This is a genomic window from uncultured Tessaracoccus sp. (genome assembly GCF_947286155.1).
In the GTDB taxonomy this organism is placed as follows: Bacteria; Actinomycetota; Actinomycetes; order Propionibacteriales; family Propionibacteriaceae; genus Arachnia.
The window spans coordinates 22917-45205 of the sequence record NZ_CAMYPD010000001.1 but is presented as its reverse complement, the minus strand read 5'-3'; the positions used below and the strand labels follow the sequence as shown (position 1 = coordinate 45205).

Below are 22289 nucleotides of genomic sequence, written 5' to 3'. Positions count from 1 at the left end.
TGAGATAGATCAAGTTCGTGGCTCGTCTACCCACCACCAACTTGATCTATCTTGAACTTCGCTGGATACACGCCTCGAACTTGCGGGTCTTTCGCTAGGCTGACAGCGTGACGAAAAGCGTGTACATCTCGGCTGCAGAGCGGCAGGTAACCAAGTCGGCCATCGCCTTGGGCGTGCTCGAGTTGTTCTCGAGCCGCGTGAAAACCGTCGGCGTGTTCCGTCCCCTGGTGCACTCTCTCGACGAAGACCAGGTGGCCGAAGCCCTGCTCAGCCACCGAAACTCGAAGCAGACGCTCGCCTCCGCGCTCGGCGTCACCTACAAGCAGTACGCTGACGACCCCCTCGCGGCGATGGAGACCATCGTCCGCAAATACACCACGCTGGCGGAGCAATGCGACGCCATGGTCATCGTCGGCTCCGACTACACCGACATCGAGTCGACGCAGGAACTCGACCGCAACTCCCTGCTCGCCGCAAACCTCAACGCGCCGGTGCTCTTCGTCACCTCCCTCGCCGGGTACACCCCCGACGAGGTGCAGCGCCGCACGGAGGGCGCCGTCGAAGCGTTCGAGGCTCACCACAACACCGTGATCTCCATCGTCGGCACGCAGGCCAACCCCGCCGATCGCGACGAGTACGCCAGCGCACTGCGCGCCATCCGCGACGTGCCCGTCGCCGTCGTCCCCTACTCGGCCATGCTCAACGCACCCACCGTGCAGCAGCAGTTCGACGCCGCCGGCGTCCAGTTCTGGCGCGGCAACGAGGCGCTGCTGAAGGGCGAGGCGCTGCACACCATCGTCGGCGCGATGACGCTGCCCAACCTGCTGCCGCACCTCCAGCGCGAAGCGACGGTGGTGTTCCCCGCGGACCGCCTCGAGCTCGTGCCCGCGCTCATCATGGCGCATCGCTCGCCGGAGTACGGGCCGCTCGCCTCGCTCATCCTCACCGGCGGGTTCGAGATTCCCGAGTCGATGCAGAAGCTCTTCGCCGACGCCAACATCGATCTCCCGATCGGCATCACGAAGCAAGACACCTTCTCCACCGCCGCTAAGCTGCAGTCGGTGCACAGCTTCTCCACCTCGTCGCCGAGGAAGATCGAGGCCGCCCGCAACCTGTTCGCCTCCTACGTCGACCGCGAGCAGCTCCTCGCCGCCATCGACCTGCCCCGCACCGATCTCCGCACCCCGACGATGTTCGAGCACCAGCTCATGCAGATGGCGCGCACGCAGCATCGTCGCATCATCCTCACCAACACCGACGACGATCGCGTGCTGCAGGCCGCGTCGGTGGTGATGACCCGCGGTGTGGCAGACATCGTGCTCATCGGCGAGTCGGGCGCTATCTCTCGGCGCGCGTCGCAGCTGGGGCTGAACCTCTCTGGCGCCGACGTGGTGAGCCCCACGGATGCCGCCGTGCTCGATCGCTTGACCGACGGCTACCGCAAGCTGCACCCCGAGACCCCCGTCGACGATGCGCGCGCGGCGCTCGCCGACGTGAACACATTCGGCTCAATGATGGTGCAGCTCGGCATGGCCGACGGCATGGTCACCGGCATCAACACCAACACCGACGCCACGCTTCGTCCCGCGCTCGACACCGTCGGGATGCGCGACGACGTCAGCGTCGTGTCTGGATCGTTCCTGATGTGCATGGCAGACCGGGTGCTCGTCTACGCCGACTGCGCTGTCAACACCCATCCGACGGCGCAGGAGCTCGCGGACATCGCGTTGAGCTCCGCCGAGACTGCCGGCTACTTCGACGTCGAGCCGCGTGTCGCGATGCTGTCGTACTCCACGGGCCGCGGCGAGAATGCGGAAAGCGAGCGCATCAGTGAGGCCATCGACCTGGTGCGCGAACGTCGCCCCGAGCTGAAGATCGACGGGCCAATGCAGTTCGACGCCGCCGTCGACGCGAAGGTCGCCGAGCGGAAGATGCCAGGCTCCGAGGTAGCCGGGCAGGCGACGGTGTTCGTGTTCCCCGACCTCAGCACCGGAAACAACACCTACAAGGCCGTCGCGCGTCACTCCGGCGCGGTTGCCGTCGGGCCTATCCTGCAAGGGTTGGGCAAGGCCATCAACGACACGTCGTCTGGGGCGAGCGTCGAGGAAATCGTGCTCGCGGTGTCCATCACCGCCGTGCAGGCCCAGCACCTCTGACCCCAATCTGACCGTTATCCTCCACGCCTGAAAAAATTTTTCGAATCGGGGGTGGCTACCGCTTCTAGTGGAGGATAACGGTCATCTTTTCGATATCCCCCTCGAATGTGGCCCTCCGGCGTGTAAGGGTTGAAGTAGTCCAACCGCATATGAGGAGGACGAAATGACCATCAAGACCATCGCAAGCATCACTTCTGCAGCAGCCCTGGCACTTGGTGTTACAGCCTGCGGCGCCGACGAGGACAACGCGAGCGGCTCTACCCCGACGAGTGAACCCACCGTCACGGTGACTGAGACGCCGAACGAAGCCGAGGATGCCTCAACCTCCACTAATACGGAACCCGCGCCCAGCACGGACGAAGAGTCCAGCGAGAGCGCCCCTGAATCCACTGGTGATTCTCCGCAAACTAGCGACGGCTCCAATGTGAACCACGAGGATCAGAAGGAACAGCAGGCCCACGGTGACGCGAAGTTCACCTTCAACTACGTCACTGTCGAGGTATCCCAACCAGACAACCCGCCGAAACAGATCGATGGACTCTCCGGCATCTACGCAGAGACCTGCGTAACGAAGCTCCCGGACGAGTTCAAGGACAAGGGCAAGATGCCCGTCAACGCGTCGGCTTGGAAGCACGAGCTGGTGCCTTCCGGTACTGAGTTGAAGCGCAAGACCTCCGGTGGCTACAAGCCTGCCTACCCGGAGACCGCGGAACTAGCACCCGGTGAGTGCGTCTCTGGCTTCCTGAGCTTTGAGATGACGAATGAAGAGATCGACGGCATCCTCGTCAGCTACGACAACTCGCTGGGCGCTCACGCCCGCTGGTCGTTCGACTGATCGCGCACAGCGGTGCAGCCCACAAGCGTCGTCTTGCAAGATTGGCGACATTCAGAAGCCGATTACCACGCTGACGCGCTACGGTTGGATTCATGGCTACAGCGATGATCACCGGCGGTACTTCCGGCATTGGGCTGGCATTCGCACGTGAGCTCGCGGGCCGCGGCACAGACCTTGTGCTCGTGGCCCGCGACGCGCAGCGTCTCGCGTCGATCGCGTCGGATTTCGAAGAAAAGTTCGGCGTGTCCGTCGAGACGCATCAAGCGGATCTGGCGGTGCGAGAAGACGTCGAACGCATCGCGGAGATCATTGAAGACCCGTCGAAACCGCTCGACCTGTTCATCAACAACGCCGGCTTCGGGCTCCACTCGACGGTGCTCGACCCCGCGCACATCGTCGAGCACGCGCGCGCCCTCGACGTGATGTGCCTCGCAGTACTGATCCTGGGAGGCGCAGCCGGGCGAGCCATGCGCGCCCGCGGCAAGGGGCGCATCATCAACGTCGCGTCGTCGGCCGGATTCATTTTCACCGGAAACTACTCGGCGGTGAAGGCTTGGGCGTACAACTACTCGGAGTCGCTGGGCGTCGAACTGCACGGCACGGGCGTCACCGTCACCGCGCTCTGCCCCGGATGGGTCAAGACGGAGTTCCACGAGCGCGCCGGCATCAAGGCCCACAGCCTCCCTGACCTCGTCTGGATCAATATCGACACCCTCATCCGCCAGTGCCTCGCCGACGCGGAAAAGGGCAAGCCGGTGAGCATCCCGTCGCTGAAATGGAAGATTGCGCTCATCGTCGCGAAGTTTGCCCCGAAATCGTTCCTGCGGTGGTTCTCCCGCAAACTCACTAACTCCCGCAAGAAGTAACACATGGCGAAGGAACTCGAAGTTCAACGGAAGCGCTACTCCAAACGTACCAGCATGGCGACGCGGCAGGCAGCGCAGATGCTGCTTCTCAGGCCCGCGCTGCAACGCCTACTGACAATCCGCGTGCACGGGCGGGCGAACATTGCCAACCTCGAGGCGCCCTTCGTGGTGTTCGGCAACCACAGCTCCCACTTCGACGCGCCGCTCATCCTGACGTCACTGCCCAGCAAGCTCAGCTCGCACGTCGCCGTCGGCGCCGCGGGGGATCACTTCTACGACAAGTGGTGGAAGTCCGCCCCTATGAGCCTGTTCATGAACGGCTACCCCATCGACCGCGGCAAGGGCGGCAAGGGTTCCAAGAAGGGGCAGCGTGGCATGTCCGCGGCGCTGCTCTCCGACGGTGTCCCGCTGCTGATTTTCCCCGAAGGCACGCGTTCGCGCACCGGCGCGATGGGCCGCTTCCACCACGGCACTGCGGCGCTGTGTATTTCGAATGGCTGCCCGGCTGTGCCCATCGCGCTGGTTGGCGCGTACGAGGCTTGGCCAGCCCAGCAGCGCCAGATGCCCCGCGGTAGGCCGGAGGTGCACGTCGTGATTGGGCGGCCGATGTTCCCGCAGCGTGGCGAGATCGCGCACTCGTTCAGTGAGCGCATGCGCAGGCAGCTGATCGAGCTCCATGACAACACCGCCATGGCCTACGGGCGCAAGACCCTCGTCGAATATGCACGTAACGCCGCGCTCGAAGAGGCGGCGAAATCTGAAGTTGATCGACTGGCCCGTCAGGCCAAACAACAGGCAACCCGTCAGGAGGACGAATGATTGACGACGTCAAGCAGCAAAAGTGGTGGGGTTGGGGTGAAGAGCACCTCGGCTACTCCGACGAGGGGCGGCCCAAGTTCCGCTCCTTCGTGAAGAAGATGGTGGGCCTCGACATCTACGACGCCACCCCGGCGAAGCCTGACTTCTCCAGCCTCGACGTGCCAGCGCCGCAGATCGACGACACGCTGCGCGAAAAGCTGCGGAAGATCGTCGGCGAGAAGTACCTCCACGACGACGATGAGACCCGCGTCGTGCACTGCTACGGCAAGGGCGTACGCGACCTCATGCGCATCCGTCGCGGCGACTTGGGGCGCATCCCCGATGTCGTGCTCTACCCCGCCGACGAGGACGAGATCATTCAGATCATGGACACCGTCGTCGAGGCGGACGCCGTGCTGATTCCGTTCGGCGGCGGCTCGAACATCGTCGGCGCCCTGGAGGCGCAGCCCGACGAGCAACGCGCCGTCGTGAGCGTCAACATGGGGCGTTTGAACAAGGTGCTGGAGATCGACGAGGAGTCCGGCCTCGCGCGCATCCAGGCCGGTGTATTTGGCCCTGACATGGAAGAGCAGCTGGGCGCGCGGGGGTGGACGATGGGTCACCAGCCTGACTCGTTCGTGTGGTCGACCCTCGGCGGCTGGATTGCGACGCGCTCCACCGGCATGCAGTCCGACAAGTACGGCGACATCGCCGACATCACGCGCGGCCTGCGCATGGTGATGCCGGGCGAGGTGCTGGAACTGCGCCCGCTGCCGTCGACGTCGTCGGGCCCGAGCGTGCGCGAGATGGTGCTGGGCTCCGAGGGGCGCCTCGGCATCATCACCGAGGCGTGGATGCAGGTGCACCGCATCCCCGAGGCACGCGAGATTCAGTCATACTTCTTCCCCGACTACTACGCCGGCCTCAAGGCTTGCCAGGAGATTGTGGAGTCCGACGCCGACGTGATGATGGCGCGCGTCTCCGACGCGATCGAGACGCAGTACATCATGGCCAACGGCAAGGAATCGAGCTCCAAGATCTCCAAGTGGTCGAACCAGGCCGTGCAGAAGTTCATGGAAGTGAAGAAGTGGGATCTGGAGCAGATCGCCATGTGTCTCGTCGGCTTTGAGGGGTCGCCCAACCATGTGCGCTATGAGAAGGGCCTCGTCAGCAAGATCGTGCGCAAGCACGGCGGCTTCGGCGTCGGCTCCGGCCCGGGCAGCATGTACGACCAGAAGAAGTACGACACCCCCTACATCCGCGACTACATGCTCGACCGCGGCCTGATCTGCGACGTGTCCGAGACCACCACGCCGTGGAGCAAGGCCGTTGAAATCTACGACGAAACCCGCAAGGCCTTCTTTAAGGCACTGGAAACGACGGGGCGTCAGGGCACCGTGTTCTGCCACCTATCGCACTCGTACCACGCAGGTGCGTGTCAGTACTTCACGTTCGTCATCAACGACAACACGGAGACGGCCGAGCACAGCTACGACGTGTGCAAGCAGGCCGTGCAGCAGGCGTTCATGGATCACCACGGCACGGTGTCGCACCACCACGGCGTGGGCGAAGAGCACAGCCCGTGGATGGAGCAGGACATTTCGCCGGCAGGCGTGCACGTGCAGCGGGTGCTGTTCGAGGGCATCGACCCGGGCAAGAATCTGAACCCCGGCAAGATCGTCCACGACGGCGAGCCCGGCGTCTCCAGTAACTCGCTCCACTGACGAAACTCGGACACGAAACGACAGTTTTCGACTTCCAGACTGCGAAACTCGCCTCGGTGGAGGCTAAAACACAATCTGGAAGTCGAAAACTGTCCCGCCTGGCCACACGCGGTCCCCGCGGGTCACAGAGCGGACCGAATGAGCAACAACGCCTGCGCGGAGGAAGCCATGTAGTGTTGCCCCCCCTCAATTGGATGCCATGATGGCTTCGTGGCAACGACGTCACACTTTACGGAAGGGGAAACCATGAAATACACGACGAAGTTATCTGCAACCGTCATCGGGTTGCTCTGTTTGTCGCTGGGCTCGATAGCGTTGCCCGCCATGGGGGCAACAAGCTCAGGCTGTACTGCGTTCGCAGAGACGCCGAGGAAGACTGGCGAAATGAACTTGGTTGCTAAGGCGGGGCGTACAGGTTGCTCCGGCCGCGCAACCAGGATCGACATCTACATCTACCATGATCAACCCAATTGGTTTGATGGCGAACTCGTCCACTCCTCCAAGACCGCGATCAACTGGCGTGGTCAGTTGGACTGGACTCGCGATAAGAGGCAGGCAAAAGGCTGGGGACTCTACTCATATGCGAAGACCGCCGCTGGTCAGACTGCCCGTTCTCGCACCACCATTCCTTGGAGCAAATAGTTGACTCGCGTCACCACGGTCGAGTTGCAGGGTGTCTCCCATCGCTACGGCAGGCGCTCTGCGCTCACCGATGTCTCGTTGCAGCTGCACAGCGGCGTCGTCGGCTTGCTCGGCCCCAATGGTGCCGGCAAGTCAACGCTGATGAAGGTCCTTTCGACCGTTCTTGTTCCCCAGACTGGGTCCGTCACATTCGATGGCCTCGACATCACGCGTGAGCCCGATCAGGCCCGCGCGCTGCTGGGATATCTGCCACAACGCTTCGACGTCATGGGCTTCAGCACAGTCCGGCACAACGTCGAGTACGCGGCATGGGCCCATGGACTGGACAGGTCCGAGGCACATGATGCGGCCAACGACATCCTCGAGCGAGTCGACTTGGCTGGCCGCGCACGCTCGTTGGCCCGATCGCTGTCGGGAGGAATGCGACAACGGCTCGGTATCGCGTGCGCCATGGTCCACCGGCCTGCGGTACTGCTGCTCGACGAGCCCACCGTCGGGCTTGATCCACAACAGCGATTCGAGTTACGCACCATGATCACCGAACTGGGTCGTGATTCAATCATCTTGATCTCGACTCATCTGGTCGAAGACTTGACTCGTTCTGCCTCGCAGGTTGTCGTCATGCATGCTGGCCGCATCACATACGACGGCACCATCGCAGGTCTTGAGCAGCTTGGATCCGACCCCGATGCTGCATACGCCTCTTCGTTGGAAGCTGGCTACCATGCGGTCTTGGCGTCGAGGAGGGACTGATTTGTCCCCAACGATTCCGTTTCGTCGTTGGCAGCTCACGAGTGTAGGACTGTGTTCGGCTGCCATCACAGTGGTACTCACGTTGCCCCTGCTCACCGATCCCCTCAACCCTGCTACCCTTCGGGACCTGGCTGACGCGGTGAGAGGTGGCCTCGCCTTGTGGGCGCTTCCACTGGGGTGGCTGATGGTGTGGGCAATGCTGCCACATCGCGCCGATTCCGTGGTCGTGGGCGCAGCTCCGGCGCGCGCTCGTGGATCCATCGTGTTCAGCCAGATGGTGCAGATCTCCACCGCGGTCGGGGTGGGCTTGGCTGCGATGCTTTTGCCTGTGACGATCGCGCTGGCCACCGCGGAGCACTGGACGATCGGCGACATCTTTGCTTTGCTGGCACTGCTGGTGGCAGTGTGCTCCTTGATCCCAGTGGCAGGCGGTATCGCAGCGTGTGTCGGACCGCGACTGGGCCTACTTCTTACTCCCGCGTCACTGATGGCTTGGATATTCGTTCCACCGTATGTCATCAACGACCAGCTATTGACCAACCATCCGGTGTCGATCATGTCCTTGTGCTACTTCTGGTCACTGGCGGGGGCGGGTCTGGGCGAGATGCCAGTCTGGCAGACTGAGGTATTGCGTATCCTCTTCTATTCACTGGTGTGGCTAGTTGGTTGCATTGTTGCTGCTGCATGCGCGCGATGGCGAGTAGCCCATCGGTGGCAGACGCTCAAGCCCGCCCTGCTTTGGTTGCTGCCCGTCAGCGTCGCAGCCGTGGTCGCCTTCCAGATGCCGCTGCTGTACGTGGATGATCCCAACGAGGAAGTACGGTGCACCCGGCACAATGGCTTCGAACTCTGTCTGTATCCCGTCTCGGAACCCAAACGGGCCGCTCTCATCGATGCACTGACTCCTTTCATCGAGGTGCTGCGGCCTTCCTCCCCTTGGCTGTTCACTGAGGCCTCGCCCAGCCCTGGACAGGCTCAAGCCATCCATCTCACTCCGGGCCGTACCAGCGTTCACACCGCCCAACTCGAAGTGATCTGGAACAGCACCGCGGCCTTGATGCCCAGCGCACTGTGCCCCGAGGGCTCCGAAGAGCATCTTGCGGTGCTCGATGCGGCCCATTCCGAACTCTTGCGCCGAGCCAAACCGCGGGCAAACAACAGCGTCCAAGCCATCTTCACGCAAGCCATGAGCGAAACGATGGCTTCCCCATATTCGGAGCGTTTCACGAGCCTTACGGATGAGGCCTTCGCGCGCTGGGTCGTTTCCACCTCACCTGCTGCTCGGACATGCTCGCTGACTACCAAGGACCTCCCATGAACGGATGGACTCGCGGCCGAGTCCCCTCAGTGCTGCTGATCACTTGGCTAGCAGCGCTCGTGATCCTCATCGTCGGATGGTACATCCCTGTACTGGGCCCAGAGCCTTGGTCGAAAGTCGACCAGCCTCGGCCCATGGCCATCATCGATGCGCTGCCGGTCTTAGTGGGAACGGTGGGAATCTATGCGCTCACACCACGTCTCTCGTGGCTCGACATGCAGTCACCGCGTCGCATTTGGCTGCGCGAGGCTTTGGGCGCTGCCTTCGTGATCATCGCGGCATCGGTAATGGGCATCATCGCTCGCCTGACGTGGGAGGTCTCCAACTGGTTCGTGCATATCTCCCCTGACATCGCAGCCGAGTACGTCTGGGCGAACCGTGACTTCCTCTCCCCGGTTGCGCTGGTGGCCACCAGCGCAACCACGACTGCGGCCGTCATTGCCATCACCTATGCGACCACCGCCGTCATCGGGCCCAGCGTTGGGCCGGCAACGTCCCTGCTGTGGCTGCTCGGTCTGTACCTGCTTCAGGGCCAGTATGACTTCCCATTGCTCCAACACGGGTATCGAGTGGAACCACTCGATTGGAGCGACTACGTGGGCACCAGTGCCTTCGTTGCAGTGTGCATCGCGGTCTATGTGCTTCGTAATCGCCCTTTGCTTCGACGCCCACAGCACAACGCATAGACTGAGGGAATGCTTTCCGTGCTCTCGCCCGCCAAGACGCTCGACTTCGATTCGAAATCCTGCACGAAGAAGCACTCCGAACCGCGCATGCTTCGTGAAACGTCCGGGCTCGTCGAGGTGCTGCGGGCGAAGTCAGCCGACGATCTCCAGGCGCTCATGAGCGTCTCGGAAGACATTGCGACGCTCAACGTCGAGCGCTTCCGCGCCTACGAGCCGGAGCACACCCGCTCCAACGCGAAGCCCGCGGTGCTCGCATTCGACGGAGACGTCTACCGTGGGCTGGAGGCCTGCAGCTTCGACGCGCGCGACTTCACCGAGTCGCAGAAAACACTGCGCATCCTCTCGGGCCTGTACGGCATCCTGCGCCCGCTCGACCTCATCCAGCCCTACCGCCTCGAGATGGGCACGAAGCTCTCCACCATGCGCGGCGACGATCTGTACGAGTGGTGGGGCACCCGCATCACCGACGCGCTGCGTCGCGATCTCGACGCCTCACCGGGCGCGAATATGCTGGTCAACCTGGCGTCGAACGAGTACTTCAAAGCAGTCCAGCCCGAGCGCCTGGGCGGGCGGGTCATCAGCCCACGCTTCGAGGATCGCGCCCCCGACGGCACCCCCCGCGTGGTATCGTTCCACGCCAAACGGGCGCGCGGCGCGATGGCGGGCTGGCTCGTGCGCAACAGAGTGCGCACGGCGAGCGCCATCACCCAGTTCGACGGGCTCGGATACCGCTATGACGAAGAACGGTCGACCAAAGACCAACCGGTGTTCATCCGGTAGCTTTGGCCGACCGCTTCGACTTGGGCGACGATGCCCTAGTGCTTACATGCTGCCCATCGCGAACAGGCCTGCGAGCATGAGGATGAACATGAGCACGATGAAGGCCAAAGCGACGATGGAGATGATCGACAGGATCTTGCTGATGAGGTAGCCGGTCTTGAGGTTGCCATCCCAACAGTATGGAGCGCCGGCCTCAATCTCCTTCTTGGCCTGACCGCCCATGTACCAGCCGATGAACGCGGTGATACTAGTAAAGAAACCGAGGATGCCGAGGATGAGCACCGTCTGAGCCTGGGGGTGCTCCGCCTGCTGCCCGTACGCGGCGTACTGCTGCATGCCGGTGGGCTGCTGGTAGCTGCCGTAGCCGCCCTGCTGCGACTGGCCGTACGGCTGCGAACCGTAGTTCGGCTGGTTGTAGTCTCCCTGTGGGTCCTGACCGTACTGGGACATGTGTTTCCTTTCTCAGCTTGCCTTCGTGACGCACCACGAGAGCAGTCAACATTGAGCCGAGTCAAAAATACCAATACCTCGGGGGCAAGCGCATATCGAGGCGTGCGCATCCCGACGATCTCCCCGCAAGGTGGGCACCAAGCGAGGCGGCGATTCATTGGGTACGCCGGAGTCGTTGTGCCCCCTCGGCACCATAGTCTGTGACTATGAGATTGAGCGGCATCGGGGTCAGCCCTGGGTTGGCGCAGGGCCGTGTCGTCGTCGTGCACCACGACGCGGTCGAGCTTCCGGCGACGGAGCCCGTCGAAGCGGATCCCGACGAGGTGCAACGGCTGATCGTCGCGACGCTGGAAGAGGTTGCGCGCGGCATGGAGCAACGCGCGGAGTCCGTCGCGGAACCGGATTCGGCCGACGTGCTGCGCGCCACTGCCATGATCGCCCGCGATCCAGCGATCAGCGACGAGGTGGGCCGGCAATTGCGGGCTGGCAAGGGCAGACTCCGCGCTCTGGCGGGTGCCATCGACCACTTTGCGCAGATGCTCAGCAGCCTGGGCGGCTACATGGCGGAACGGGTGGCCGACCTGCGCGACGTGCATCGTCGCGCACACGCCAGGTTGCTCGGGCGCCCGGAGCCTGGCCTGCCGGAACTCACCGAGCCGGCGGTGATCGTCGCGACGGAGCTCGCCCCGGCGGACACCGTCGGCCTCGATTCCGACATGGTGCTGGCGGTGGTGACCGAGCAGGGCGGACCGACGTCGCACACGGCGATCCTGGCCTCGCAGCTCGGCATCCCCGCCGTCGTGCAGTGCGCCGGCATCCTTGACGTGGATGCCACGTTCCTGGCGGTGGATGGCACCGTCGGGCAGGTGGCGGTCAATCCCAACCACGACGACACCGACGAGTGGGCTCGCAAAGGGGAGCGTCGCGCTGCGCTCGAGCAGCAGGACGGGGGGCCGGGCCACACAAAAGACGGTAGGCCGGTAGCGCTGTTGGCGAACCTGGGAACGGTTGCCGACGCGATGGCTGCCGGCCGCTCCGACGTTGAGGGCACGGGCTTGTTTCGCAGCGAGTTCCTGTATCTGGGGCGGCAGACGGCGCCGAGTGTGGAGGAGCAAACCGACACCTACCGTCGTATTTTCCAGGCGCTCCAGGGGCGCAAGATCGTCATCCGTACGCTCGATTCTGGCGCTGACAAGCCACTTCCCTTCGTCCCCACCAGCATCGACGAGAACCCTGCGCTCGGGATGCGGGGGATGCGGCTCTATGGGGTGATGCCCCGCATCATCACCGATCAACTCACGGCGATCGCGCAGGCCGCCCGCATCACGCGCACCGATGTATGGGTGATGGCGCCGATGGTCTCCACTGCGTCCGAGGCGGCCTGGTTCTACGAGCTCGCGCACAGCGTCGAGATCCCGCACGTCGGGGCGATGCTCGAAGTACCTAGCGCCGCGTTGCAGGCGAGCCACGTGCTGGAGGCTTGCGATTTCGCATCGCTCGGCACGAACGACCTCTCGCAGTATCTCTTCGCTGCCGATCGCCTGAACGGTGGGCTCGCCGACCTCCTCGACGCCTGGCAACCCGCCTTGTGGCAGCTCACGAAGCTCGCCGCCGACGCGGGGGCGGCTGCGGGCAAACCCATCGGCATGTGTGGTGAGGCATGTGGCGACCCGCTCCTGGCGCTACTGGCCGTAGGGGCTGGGGTGCAGTCGCTGTCGATGGCGCTGCCCCGGGTGCCGCTGGTTCGTGCGTCACTGGCGCGGCACACCGTCGCAGACTGTGAGGAGATGTTGGAGGCCGTGCTCGCTGCCACTTCACCGACGGCGGCGCGGCGAGCCGTGCACTCCCTCGCTCACCCTGATCTCAAGCAGGTGCTCTGAGCCAGCTGCTGGGCTTCATCGTCGATGATCGAAGCTTTGGTGGATAGCTGCTTGGTGTGCCCGGCGTTAAGAGTGCGGCGCCAAGAAACCGATGCACTTCGGCCAGAGCAAGGCCAACTTCGGGTTCGAATAATCCGCTACTTTTCAATTAAGTCGCCTAGTCAGGACACCAAACCGGGCAAGAAAAGGATCACTCGAACCTACGACGAATGAAAATGCGTGTATTTGCCATCTCGGCTTTGAAGTGACCCCCCTCCGAGCTATTGTTTCATTCGCCACGCAGTTGAAGGTACGTAAGTTCCCCCCCATCAACTACCTGGAAACGCGTGGCCGAGGCCGGACGCTCCCCCCCCATGCGTCCGGCCTCCTCTTATGTTTCCTCCCCGCAGCGCGACTGAGCGCACACCAGAGGCCGATTATGGGGTTCGCGGGCCGGTTTTCGGCATCTGGTGTGCGCTCAGTCGCACGAGAGCGAAGTACGCTCGGTACACTCATGGCCCATGACGGAACTCATTCGCAGCGACATCATCGACGGCGTCGGCCACCTCACGTTGTGTCGCCCACGCGCCATCAACGCGCTCAATCTCGAGATGCTCGAAGCCGTCTACGAGACACTGCAACGCTGGCTACACAAGAAGACCATCACCGCCATCGAGCTGCGAGGAGAAGGCGAGCGCGGGTTCTGCGCGGGCGCCGACGTGCGCGAACTGCGCCAGAACCTTCTCGACGATGGCCCCTGGCTGCAATTCCTCGAACTCGAGTACGCCGTCGACATGATGCTCGCCACCTCCCCCGCGCCCGTCACCGCGCAGATGCACGGCATCACCATGGGCGGTGGGCTGGGCCTCACCGGACATGCCGCGAGGCGCATCGTCGGGCAATCCTCCACGCTGGCCATGCCCGAAACGAAGATCGGTTTCTTCCCCGACTGCGCCATCATGTACCAGCTCTCGCGCGCCGGCGCGGTCGGCACACACCTCGCGCTCACCAGCCGCACCTTCACCGGCGGCGACGCGCTGCGTCTCAACATCGCCGACGATTCCCGCGACGGCGAACTCCCCGCTCCGCTATTCTCACCCGAGGCTGAATGGATTGAGGAGTGCTACCAGGGCGACGACGCCGTCGAGATCGTGCGTCGCCTCGAAGAGCATGAACACCCGGATGCGAACGCTGCCGCTACCGACATCCGCGCGCACAGCCCGTTCGCGGTGCACGTCGCGCTGCGCGGCCTGCGTGGTGCCACCAACCTGCGGTTATCCGAGGTATTCGGCCAAGATCTGCGCCTGGCCGAACGCATGATTCCCATCGACTTCGCCGAGGGCGTGCGCGCGCTACTCGTCGACAAAGACAACCGCCCGCAGTGGCGCTGGCAGCGTCTCGAAGACGTGCCGGAGTCCGCCGTCGACGAGGTGTTCGCCTAACTCCCATCACCGACGACACCCAACACCGCCAGCACCGGCTACCTTGGAGTCCAGCTCTGAAGGGAGACGGCATGCTCACTTGGTTGTGGATCGTCGGCATCACTGCGGAAGCCATGACCGGCGCACTCGCGGCGGGCAAGGCCCGCATGGATCTGTTCGGCGTGATTATGGTCGGCTTCGTGACGGCGCTCGGCGGTGGCACCATCCGCGACGTGTTGCTCGACAACCACCCCCTCATCTGGATCCGGGAGCCGCTCTACCTCCTTCTGGTCGTCGGCGCCTCGGTGGTGGCGATGTCGATCTCCCACCTCATGAAGTACTTTCGACAGTGGTTCCTGCTGCTCGACGCCCTCGGGCTGGTCGTCTTCTCCATCCTTGGCGCCCAAGCTGCGCTCGACATGGGCTTCGGCGTCGTCATCGCGGTCATGGCCGCGGTGCTCACCGGCGTTTCCGGCGGCATCATGCGCGACCTGCTCTGCGACCGCATCCCCCTAGTCTTCCAGCAGGAGCTCTACGGCTCGATCTCGGCCGTCTGCGGACTCGGCTACGTCGGGCTCTTGACCGCTGGAGCATCAACGAGCTGGGCCGTCGGTATCACGCTGGCCGTCGGATTCGTACTGCGCGTCCTTGCGATCCGCTTCCGGATCAACCTGCCCATATTCCACTATGACGAAAGCTACTTCGACAACCGGCGAGCCATCCGACGTGCCCTGCGCAATCTGCGCGACCGCACCACCGGTCGCTCGCCCGAGGAGCCCACGTCGCCAGCCACACCGTCGGAGCATTGACGGCCCCGGCATCAGCTGAGCGCCAAGATCGATCCCCTACTTCTTCGGCGGGCGCCGCATTCCGAGGGCGATGTTGACTAGCGCGATGCCCGTCCACACGACGGCGAGCGCGAGGAGCCCGGCATCCAGGACGATGGCCGTGAGGGGGACGGCCATGACGAGCGACACCACGGCGACGGCGATGCGCCCTCCCCTGCTCGACTGCTCAGCAATCGCGCTACGTCGACGCTCGGCAGCCTCGGCTTCGAACCGCCGGCGCACCGTCGCCTCAACTTTGTGCGCCATCGCGTCCACCAGCGCGGGCTCGATCTCGGCACCGCGTTCCTTGCGGACCTCCAGCGCCGCCTCGATATCGTCGCGGCCAATTTCGCTCATAGCAATACAGCCTACCGACGGTGGGGGCACTCGAGACGTGGACCTCTTGGCAAGCGTCTAGGATGGTGGGGCTAGCACGATTTGCCGCAAGGAGATGCATGTCCGACGTTCGCGAGATCATCATCATCGGGTCCGGCCCTGCCGGGTACACCGCAGCGATCTACGCTGCCCGCGCCAACCTCGCGCCGCTGGTGTTTGAGGGCGCGTTGGATTCCGGTGGCGCGCTCATGAACACCACCGATGTGGAGAATTTCCCAGGCTTCCCCGAGGGCATCCAGGGCCCTGACCTCATGCTGCAGATGCGCGCACAGGCCGAGCGCTTCGGCGCCGAGATCATCACCGACGACGTCGAGGCCGTCGAGCTCACCGGCGACATCAAGGTGGTGAAGGATTCCGACGGCACCGAGTACCGCGCGCGTGCGGTGATTCTCGCGATGGGCTCTGGCTACCGTCGCCTCGGGCTCCCCGACGAAGACCGCCTCTCCGGACGTGGCGTGAGCTGGTGCGCCACCTGCGACGGCGCCTTCTTCCGCGACAAGCCCATCGCCGTGATTGGCGGAGGCGACTCCGCGATGGAGGAGGCGACGTTCCTGTCACGCTTCGGTTCGAAGGTCACGGTGGTGCACCGTCGCGACGAGCTGCGCGCGTCGCACATCATGGCCGAGCGCGCGATGAACGACCCGAAGATCGAGTTCGCTTGGAACTCGCAGGTCACCGGCATCAAGGGTGAGAATTCCGTCGAGGCGCTCATCCTCACCGACACGGTCACGGGCGAGACGCGCGAGCTTGAGGTGGGCGGCGTGTTCGTCGCGATTGGGCATGACCCGCGCTCCGCACTCGTGCAGGGCCAGGTGGAGCTCGACGCCGAAGGCTACGTGCTCGTCGACGGCGCCACCTCCATCACCAACGTTCCTGGCGTGTTCGCGTGTGGCGACCTCGTCGACCACCGCTACCGCCAGGCCATCACCGCCGCCGGCAGCGGTTGCAAGGCCGCGCTCGACGCCGAAAAATTCCTCGCTTCCTTGGGCAACTGACTCGACTGATTGGAGACACGCATGGCTATCACTGCCGTTACTGAGACCACATTCGCCGACGAGGTGCTCAACCACGAAGGGCTCGTCGTCGTTGACTACTGGGCCGACTGGTGCGCGCCCTGCAAACAGATTGCACCCATCCTCGAAGAGCTCGACGGGGAATACGCCGACGTGAAATTCGTCAAGGTCGATACCAACGCGGAGCCCGGCCTCGCCGCCCAGCAGGGTGTGATGAGCCTGCCCACGCTCCAGTTCTTCCAAGGTGGCAGCGTCGAGAAGTCGCTCACGGGCGGCAAGACGAAGAAGGCGCTGCAGAAGGTCATCGACGAGCTGCGCTGACGTGGCTGACGAGAAGAACGTAGTGAGCAACGCGCAAGCCGTCGAGGGCGAGCAACCAGAGCGCAAGGCCAAGCAGCCGAAGCCTCCGATTCCGACCCTGTTCACCATCGCCGCCGTGCTGGTGGCGGTGGCGCTCATCGGCGGCTCCTACTTGCTCGGCCGCGATCTCGGCGCGTCTACCGCGCCCACGCCTAGCGCCACACCGCCGCCAGCTGCGTTGACGCTGCCCCAACAGCTCGAAGGCTACACGCTGTCGAAGGCGGGCGAGCCGTCGACGGCGCCGGACATGTCGCAACAGATTCTGCGCGGTGAGTACACCGACGGCTCGAACCAGTTCATCGTCGTGCTCACCAGGCCCGTCGATGATGTCGAGAAGTTCATGACCGACGCCGGTGTCACCGATCTGCAAGGGGTGGGCGACGGTGCCCCCTCGTCGCCCCATGCATCCGACGGTGGCTCTTCGTCACCCCACTCATCTGGCGGCTCGGGTGCGGCGGAGATGTGCGGGCGTTCGACGGACACCACGTTCGCTGCCTGCGGGCGTCTGGTGAGCGCTGAGGGGTTGCCGACGACGGGGCAGCTCATCGTCGCCACCACCGAGCTTCCACCCGAGACGTTGCGGGCGTTGCTCGCGCAGATTCCTCGCTGACCAGTGTGTGGAATAGCTGGGCATTCCGGCCCAGTTCGGTGCTGCACGGCGTAGACTGCTCGGGGTGAGCACCCCCAGACATGAGACCCGGCTCGACAGGTTCGTCGACAACTACGCCGTGCGCACGCAAGGGATGCGGGTGTCTGCTGTGCGGGCGCTGTTCGCCGTCGCGAATCGCCCCGAGATCGTCTCGCTGGCCGGTGGCATGCCGAACATCAAGGATCTGGGCCTCGACGCCATCGCCGGCAACGTCGCTCGACTGATCCGCGAGCGCGGTGCGCAGGTGATGCAGTATGGTTCCGGTCAAGGTGAGCCCGAGATTCGCGAGCGCATCTGCGACGTCATGGCGCTCGAGTCCATCGAAGCGCACCCCGACGATGTCGTCGTCACGGCGGGTTCCCAGCAGGGTCTCGACCTCGTGACGCGCGTGTTCTGCGACCCCGGCGACGTAGTTCTCGCCGAGTCGCCGAGCTATGTGGGCGCCCTCGGCACCTTCCACTCCTACCAGGCGGAAGTGGTGCACGTGCCGTCCGACGGCGACGGCATCGACGCGGCCGCGCTGCGGGAGACGATCCGTCGCGTGCGCAGCGCGAGGAAGAACGTGAAGTTCCTCTACACCATTCCAAACTTCAACAACCCTTCGGGTTTGCTGCAGCCGGTGGAGCGTCGTCGGGAGATCCTCGACGTGTGCAGCGCCGAGCAAGTGATGGTCGTCGAAGATAACCCATATGGCCTGCTCACGCTGGAATCAGAGCCGCTGCCAGCGATGCGGTCCATGGACCCCGAGGTGATCTACCTCGGCTCGTTTTCGAAGATCTTCGCCCCCGGATTTCGGGTTGGTTGGGTGCTCGCCCCGCACGCTGTGCGCGAGAAGCTCACCCTGGCGCAGGAGTCGGCGACGCTGTGTCCGCCGGTGTTCTCGCAGTTCGCGATCGCCGACTACCTCGAGCACTACCCCTGGCGGCAGCAGATCGTGTCGTACCGAGACATGTACCGCGGGCGCCGCGACGCGATGCTCGAAGAGCTCGCCCGCCAGATGCCCGATGGTGTCACGTGGACCGAACCCAAGGGCGGCTTCTTCGTGTGGCTCACCCTGCCCGATGGCATCGACGCGCAGGCCATGCTACCCCGTGGCGTCAACGCGCGCGTCGCATACGTACCCGGCGCCGCCTTCTACGTCGACGGCCAGGGCACCAACAACATTCGGTTGTCGTACTGCTTCCCCACGGCAGAACGCATCCGCGAGGGGGTACGTCGGCTTGCGAAGGTGATTCGCAGCGAGGTGGATATGCAGCAGGTGTTCGGCACAACCACTACGCACCCCCACCGATTCAACGGCCTCGGACCCATGCCAGATTTGAGCTGACAAGGAGTGTTGCTATGAGCGTGATCGTCATTGCCGGGGGGCTCTCCCACGAGCGCGACATTTCTTTGCGTTCGGGGCGACGTGTCTCCGCACAGCTCAGGGCTGCCGGACACGACGTGTTGCAGGCCGACGTCGACGCCCGCCTGTTGCCCCTCCTCGACGAGCACCCCGACGCCGTCGTCGTGCCAATGCTGCACGGCGGCCTGGGTGAGGATGGGGCACTGCGGGAGGTGTTCGAAACGCTCGGAGTGCGGTTCGTCGGCTCGAACGGGCGCGCCGCGCGTCGAACATTCGACAAGGCTATCGCTACACCGATCGTGGCCGCAGCCGGCGTCGCGACGCCCAAGCAGGTAGCGCTGCCACAAGACGTATTCAAAGAGCTCGGCGCTGAACGCATCATGGATTCGCTGACTGCGCGGCTGGGTTTCCCCCTCGTGGTGAAGCCGGCGGCATCCGGCTCCGCGCTGGGGGTCGCCATGGTCGGATCGATCGAGGAGCTCCCGACGGCGCTCGTCGGCGCCTTCGCCTACGGCAACACCGTAGTCATCGAAGAATTCGTCGACGGTACCGAGGTGGCCGTTACCATCGTCGACGAGGGCGCGGGCCCCGTCGCGCTGCCCATCGTCGAAGTGCGCCCGGCATCGGGCATGTACGACTACGAGGCCAGGTACACCGCCGGACAGACGCGCTTCGTGACCCCGCCAGAGTTTCCCGACGACGTGGCCGCCCGGGTGGCCGAGGCTGCCGTGGTGGCGCATCAGGCACTGGGGCTCGAGCAGCTGTCGCGCATGGACATGATCGTGCGCCCCGACGGGGAACCCGTGTTCATTGAGGGCAATGTCGCCCCTGGAATGACGGAGACTTCACTGGCCCCCCTCGCCTTTGAAGCCGCGGGGCGCTCCATTGGCGACGTGTTCTGCGCGCTCGTGGAGCGAGCCAGATGACCCTGCGCGCGAAGCAGGCGACGGCCATCACGGTGAGTGTGCTGGTGGCCATCGTGATGGTCGTCCTTGGGCTGTGGCAAATGCACCGCTTCCAGTTGTCCGTCGAACAGATCGCGGCAGACCGTGCTGCCCAGGCACCCGTCGAACTTGCACCGGCGGTACACGAGGACGGCTCCGTCGACGATATCTACGGGCGCACGGTCACCGCGTCGGGAAGCTATCTGCCGGATGCGGAACAGGTGGTGGGCACGACGGAGGCCCGCGTCGTCACCGCGTTGCAGCTCGACGACGGGCGTGTGCTGGCGGTCGTGCGTGGAGGTGTGGGGCCAGGTGAGCGGCCGGCTCCCCCACCGGAGGGCCCACAGCACATCCGAGGTGTGTTTCTGGCGAGCGACAGTGCGGCCGAACGTCCAAACGGCTCCGTCCGACTGCAGACCCTGGCACAAACTTGGCCTGGTCCGCTGATTTCGGGCTACGTCACGCTCGACGAGCAGGCCTCCGCTCAGCAGGGGCTTGCTCCCGCGCGCGTGCAACTGCCCGACCAGAAGGGCACCGCCATGCACAAGGGGTACGCGTTGCAGTGGTGGGTGTTTGCCGTCGCATCCATCGCGTTCGGCGTGTTCTTAAGCCGGCAATTCCAGGTTGAGGAGCGCAAACGCCTCGCACGCAGCCAGGCGGGTGCCAAGGCAAAGAAGGACTGACCTTTACGACGCCTGGTGCGGCAGCGCGCCTACGGCTGCATGAATCGAAGCCTCGGCAGCGTTCACTTCGATGTCGAAGATCGTTCGCCCGATGGCTTCGACGATGAGCGCAAAGGACAAGGCACCGGGATCCGGGTGTCCGGTACTACGCTCGGCAAGCGGCCTGGCTCTGCCCTTGAGGGGAGTCAGCGGGGCCGTTGCCTCAGCCGCGCGCAACGCCTCGGTGGCGGCTAATGCCCAGGCCGTCGCCAAGGCATTACCGTCATCTGCGGCCCTGCGCAGCTCGCTGACGAAGGGAATGATGGCATCCACCATGGTCTTATCCCCGAGGGCCGCTCCCCCAAGGTGCTGGATGGATTCGCTGAAGGCCTTGGCCCCTTGGATTACCTGCTCGGGGCTCGCCTCGGCAGTATCCGTGAAGGCGCCTGCCCAGGCGTCGAGTCCCGCTCCCCACAGCACGCCGGAAGTGCCACCTGCCTCTTCAGCCCAGGCGTCGCCTGCCTTACGAAGCACGGTGTTCGCTCCCCAACCTTGCTGCAGTGCGCCACGAGCCGCGCTCGTAGCAGCGTGCAGACCTCGAACCATGCCACGGCCGTGATCGCCATCAGCGGCGACGGCGTCAATCCTGCCCAAGGCCTCCTCGCAGTCCCGAATCGCTCGATTCGCCTCGTCAAGACCGTCGACGATGGCCCTCGCCGATTGCTGAGAGCTGGGAGAACCAATGACCTCTTCCGATGCGTCTAACTGCTCTTCATCGTCAGTGGCCTCAGCGCCGGATGCCCATTCAACGCTGCCTCTGCTCCATGCTGGCGTGGAGGCCGGCGCACGCCACAGCTCTTCCAACTCGTCGTCGAGCCATCCAAGGGTCAGCGAAACTCCGCCCATATCGAGGCTCGTCACGAGCTCCCCCACTTCGGGAAGAACGATCTCGAGGTCGTTGGCCTCCAGCCTTCGCGAGACGATGTCCCACAACAGAAAGAGCTCTTCGTATTTCGTGGAACCCAGCCCATTGAGCATCACGGCGACACGCCCAGAGCTTCCCGCCGGGCGTTCCTTCAACAGCTCGTCAACCAGAAGCTCGCCAAGTTCCGTCGCTGGAACCCAGTCGATGTCACGAAGCCCCGGCTCACCGTGAATCCCGAGGCCAAGGCCCATCTTGCCGTCGGGCACCGTGAAGTGTGGTTCCGATGCCCCAGGGAAGGTGCATCCTGAGAAGGCAAGCCCCAGCGAGAACGTGTTGCGGTTGGCCAACTCTCCAACTCTGACCACCTCATCCAGCGACGCTCCCCGCTCTGCTGCGGCGCCCATAATCTTGAACACGAAGAAATCACCAGCAATACCGCGACGATCACTCATACGATCCGCCGGCGCACTGGCGATGTCGTCAGTCACAATCACCTGTCGGGCGGGAACGCCCTGAGACTCGAGCCTGCTACCCGCGAGCCCGAAGTTCATCACGTCGCCGGCGTAATTGCCGTAGGTGAAGATCACTCCCGCACCCTGGTTTGCGGCCTTACCGACGGAGTATGCATGGGCGGCCGACGGCGAAGTGAAGAGATTCCCGACGACGGCGCCCGCCCCAAATCCTGGGCCCACTAACCCGGCGAACGCCGGATAGTGCCCCGAGCCGCCGCCCAGGATGACGGCAACTTTCGGGCCCGACGCCCGTTGCACCACCCCTCCAGTCACTGCTCGCAAGCGATCGGAATACAGCTTCACGTACCCCTTCAGGGATTCTTCGGAGAACTGTGCGGGATCGTTGAAGATGGTGGTCATGGCGTCAT

At 64.2% G+C, this 22289-nt stretch carries 22 protein-coding genes; 18 read left to right on the top strand and 4 right to left on the bottom strand.

The genetic code is table 11. From position 1 onward, the window contains the following. Positions 1 to 107 precede the first annotated feature (107 nt). From pta to Q0X68_RS00210, 5 genes are all read left to right on the top strand, one after another. On the top strand, positions 108 to 2156 hold the full coding sequence (gene pta, locus Q0X68_RS00230) for a phosphate acetyltransferase (RefSeq protein WP_297745806.1): 2049 nt from the start codon (positions 108 to 110) through the stop codon (positions 2154 to 2156). A 163-nt stretch (positions 2157 to 2319) separates the two neighbouring features. Next, positions 2320 to 2991, top strand: coding sequence for a hypothetical protein (locus Q0X68_RS00225; RefSeq protein WP_297745803.1), 672 nt, complete (start codon positions 2320 to 2322; stop codon positions 2989 to 2991). Positions 2992 to 3083: 92 nt separating this feature from the next. Continuing rightward, positions 3084 to 3857 (top strand): SDR family oxidoreductase, encoded by a 774-nt coding sequence (locus tag Q0X68_RS00220; protein ID WP_297745800.1) that lies wholly within the window; start codon positions 3084 to 3086, stop codon positions 3855 to 3857. A gap of 3 nt (positions 3858 to 3860) precedes the next feature. After that, positions 3861 to 4676 (top strand): lysophospholipid acyltransferase family protein, encoded by an 816-nt coding sequence (locus Q0X68_RS00215; protein WP_297745797.1) that lies wholly within the window; start codon positions 3861 to 3863, stop codon positions 4674 to 4676. Further along, positions 4673 to 6379, top strand: a complete 1707-nt coding sequence (locus Q0X68_RS00210; protein WP_297745795.1) for an FAD-binding oxidoreductase — start codon at positions 4673 to 4675, stop codon at positions 6377 to 6379. The genes Q0X68_RS00215 and Q0X68_RS00210 overlap by 4 nt, the downstream gene beginning before the upstream one ends. 122 nt (positions 6380 to 6501) lie before the next feature. Here the strand turns inward: Q0X68_RS00210 and Q0X68_RS00205 are convergent, their stop codons facing one another. After that, the gene (locus Q0X68_RS00205; RefSeq protein WP_297745793.1) at positions 6502 to 6825 is read right to left on the bottom strand and encodes a hypothetical protein; all 324 of its coding nucleotides are present in this window, start codon (positions 6823 to 6825) and stop codon (positions 6502 to 6504) included. A gap of 196 nt (positions 6826 to 7021) precedes the next feature. Between Q0X68_RS00205 and Q0X68_RS00200 the strand changes: the two genes are divergently transcribed. The 4 genes from Q0X68_RS00200 (at position 7022) to yaaA (ending at position 10558) form a co-directional block, all read left to right on the top strand. After that, positions 7022 to 7774 carry an ABC transporter ATP-binding protein gene (locus Q0X68_RS00200; RefSeq protein WP_297745791.1) on the top strand — a complete coding sequence of 251 codons (753 nt, stop codon included), beginning with the start codon at positions 7022 to 7024 and terminating at the stop codon, positions 7772 to 7774. Positions 7775 to 7970: 196 nt separating this feature from the next. Further along, on the top strand, positions 7971 to 9092 hold the full coding sequence (locus tag Q0X68_RS00195; protein WP_297745788.1) for a hypothetical protein: 1122 nt from the start codon (positions 7971 to 7973) through the stop codon (positions 9090 to 9092). Then, positions 9089 to 9778: a hypothetical protein gene (locus Q0X68_RS00190; RefSeq protein WP_297745785.1), complete on the top strand. Its 690-nt coding sequence runs from the start codon at positions 9089 to 9091 to the stop codon at positions 9776 to 9778. Before Q0X68_RS00195 ends, Q0X68_RS00190 begins: the two co-directional genes overlap by 4 nt. A 9-nt stretch (positions 9779 to 9787) precedes the next feature. Beyond that, on the top strand, positions 9788 to 10558 hold the full coding sequence (gene yaaA, locus Q0X68_RS00185; RefSeq protein ID WP_297745783.1) for a peroxide stress protein YaaA: 771 nt from the start codon (positions 9788 to 9790) through the stop codon (positions 10556 to 10558). A 42-nt stretch (positions 10559 to 10600) separates the two neighbouring features. Here the strand turns inward: yaaA and Q0X68_RS00180 are convergent, their stop codons facing one another. Continuing rightward, the gene (locus tag Q0X68_RS00180) at positions 10601 to 11008 is read right to left on the bottom strand and encodes a hypothetical protein (protein ID WP_297745780.1); all 408 of its coding nucleotides are present in this window, start codon (positions 11006 to 11008) and stop codon (positions 10601 to 10603) included. A gap of 206 nt (positions 11009 to 11214) precedes the next feature. On the opposite strand from Q0X68_RS00180, the gene ptsP reads away from it, so the two are divergent. The 3 genes from ptsP to Q0X68_RS00165 all read left to right on the top strand — a co-directional run bounded on the left by ptsP (position 11215) and on the right by Q0X68_RS00165 (position 15097). Beyond that, complete coding sequence (gene ptsP / locus Q0X68_RS00175) at positions 11215 to 12888, top strand: phosphoenolpyruvate--protein phosphotransferase (protein ID WP_297745777.1); 1674 nt, start codon at positions 11215 to 11217, stop codon at positions 12886 to 12888. 500 nt (positions 12889 to 13388) lie between these two features. Beyond that, positions 13389 to 14309: an enoyl-CoA hydratase/isomerase family protein gene (locus tag Q0X68_RS00170; protein ID WP_297745774.1), complete on the top strand. Its 921-nt coding sequence runs from the start codon at positions 13389 to 13391 to the stop codon at positions 14307 to 14309. A gap of 71 nt (positions 14310 to 14380) precedes the next feature. Then, positions 14381 to 15097: a trimeric intracellular cation channel family protein gene (locus Q0X68_RS00165; RefSeq protein WP_297745771.1), complete on the top strand. Its 717-nt coding sequence runs from the start codon at positions 14381 to 14383 to the stop codon at positions 15095 to 15097. Positions 15098 to 15133: 36 nt separating this feature from the next. Here the strand turns inward: Q0X68_RS00165 and Q0X68_RS00160 are convergent, their stop codons facing one another. Further along, positions 15134 to 15472 carry a hypothetical protein gene (locus tag Q0X68_RS00160; RefSeq protein WP_297745768.1) on the bottom strand — a complete coding sequence of 113 codons (339 nt, stop codon included), beginning with the start codon at positions 15470 to 15472 and terminating at the stop codon, positions 15134 to 15136. A gap of 98 nt (positions 15473 to 15570) precedes the next feature. Here Q0X68_RS00160 and trxB point away from each other — a divergent pair, with 98 nt between their 5' ends. The 6 genes from trxB (at position 15571) to Q0X68_RS00130 (ending at position 20505) form a co-directional block, all read left to right on the top strand. Beyond that, entirely contained in the window at positions 15571 to 16506 is a 936-nt protein-coding gene (trxB, locus tag Q0X68_RS00155) for a thioredoxin-disulfide reductase (RefSeq protein WP_297745765.1), read from the top strand. Positions 16507 to 16527: 21 nt separating this feature from the next. Then, a complete protein-coding gene (gene trxA, locus Q0X68_RS00150; RefSeq protein WP_297745762.1) occupies positions 16528 to 16845 on the top strand; it encodes a thioredoxin in 318 nt (105 codons plus the stop codon). Position 16846: 1 nt separating this feature from the next. Continuing rightward, positions 16847 to 17494 carry a hypothetical protein gene (locus Q0X68_RS00145; protein WP_297745759.1) on the top strand — a complete coding sequence of 216 codons (648 nt, stop codon included), beginning with the start codon at positions 16847 to 16849 and terminating at the stop codon, positions 17492 to 17494. A gap of 64 nt (positions 17495 to 17558) precedes the next feature. Next, the gene (locus tag Q0X68_RS00140; RefSeq protein WP_297745756.1) at positions 17559 to 18860 is read left to right on the top strand and encodes a PLP-dependent aminotransferase family protein; all 1302 of its coding nucleotides are present in this window, start codon (positions 17559 to 17561) and stop codon (positions 18858 to 18860) included. A 14-nt stretch (positions 18861 to 18874) separates the two neighbouring features. Next, positions 18875 to 19804 carry a D-alanine--D-alanine ligase gene (locus Q0X68_RS00135; RefSeq protein WP_297745754.1) on the top strand — a complete coding sequence of 310 codons (930 nt, stop codon included), beginning with the start codon at positions 18875 to 18877 and terminating at the stop codon, positions 19802 to 19804. Further along, positions 19801 to 20505, top strand: coding sequence for an SURF1 family protein (locus tag Q0X68_RS00130; RefSeq protein WP_297745752.1), 705 nt, complete (start codon positions 19801 to 19803; stop codon positions 20503 to 20505). The genes Q0X68_RS00135 and Q0X68_RS00130 overlap by 4 nt, the downstream gene beginning before the upstream one ends. A 3-nt stretch (positions 20506 to 20508) precedes the next feature. Here the strand turns inward: Q0X68_RS00130 and Q0X68_RS00125 are convergent, their stop codons facing one another. Continuing rightward, a complete protein-coding gene (locus Q0X68_RS00125) occupies positions 20509 to 22281 on the bottom strand; it encodes a dihydroxyacetone kinase family protein (RefSeq protein WP_297745749.1) in 1773 nt (590 codons plus the stop codon). Positions 22282 to 22289: the final 8 nt, after the last annotated feature.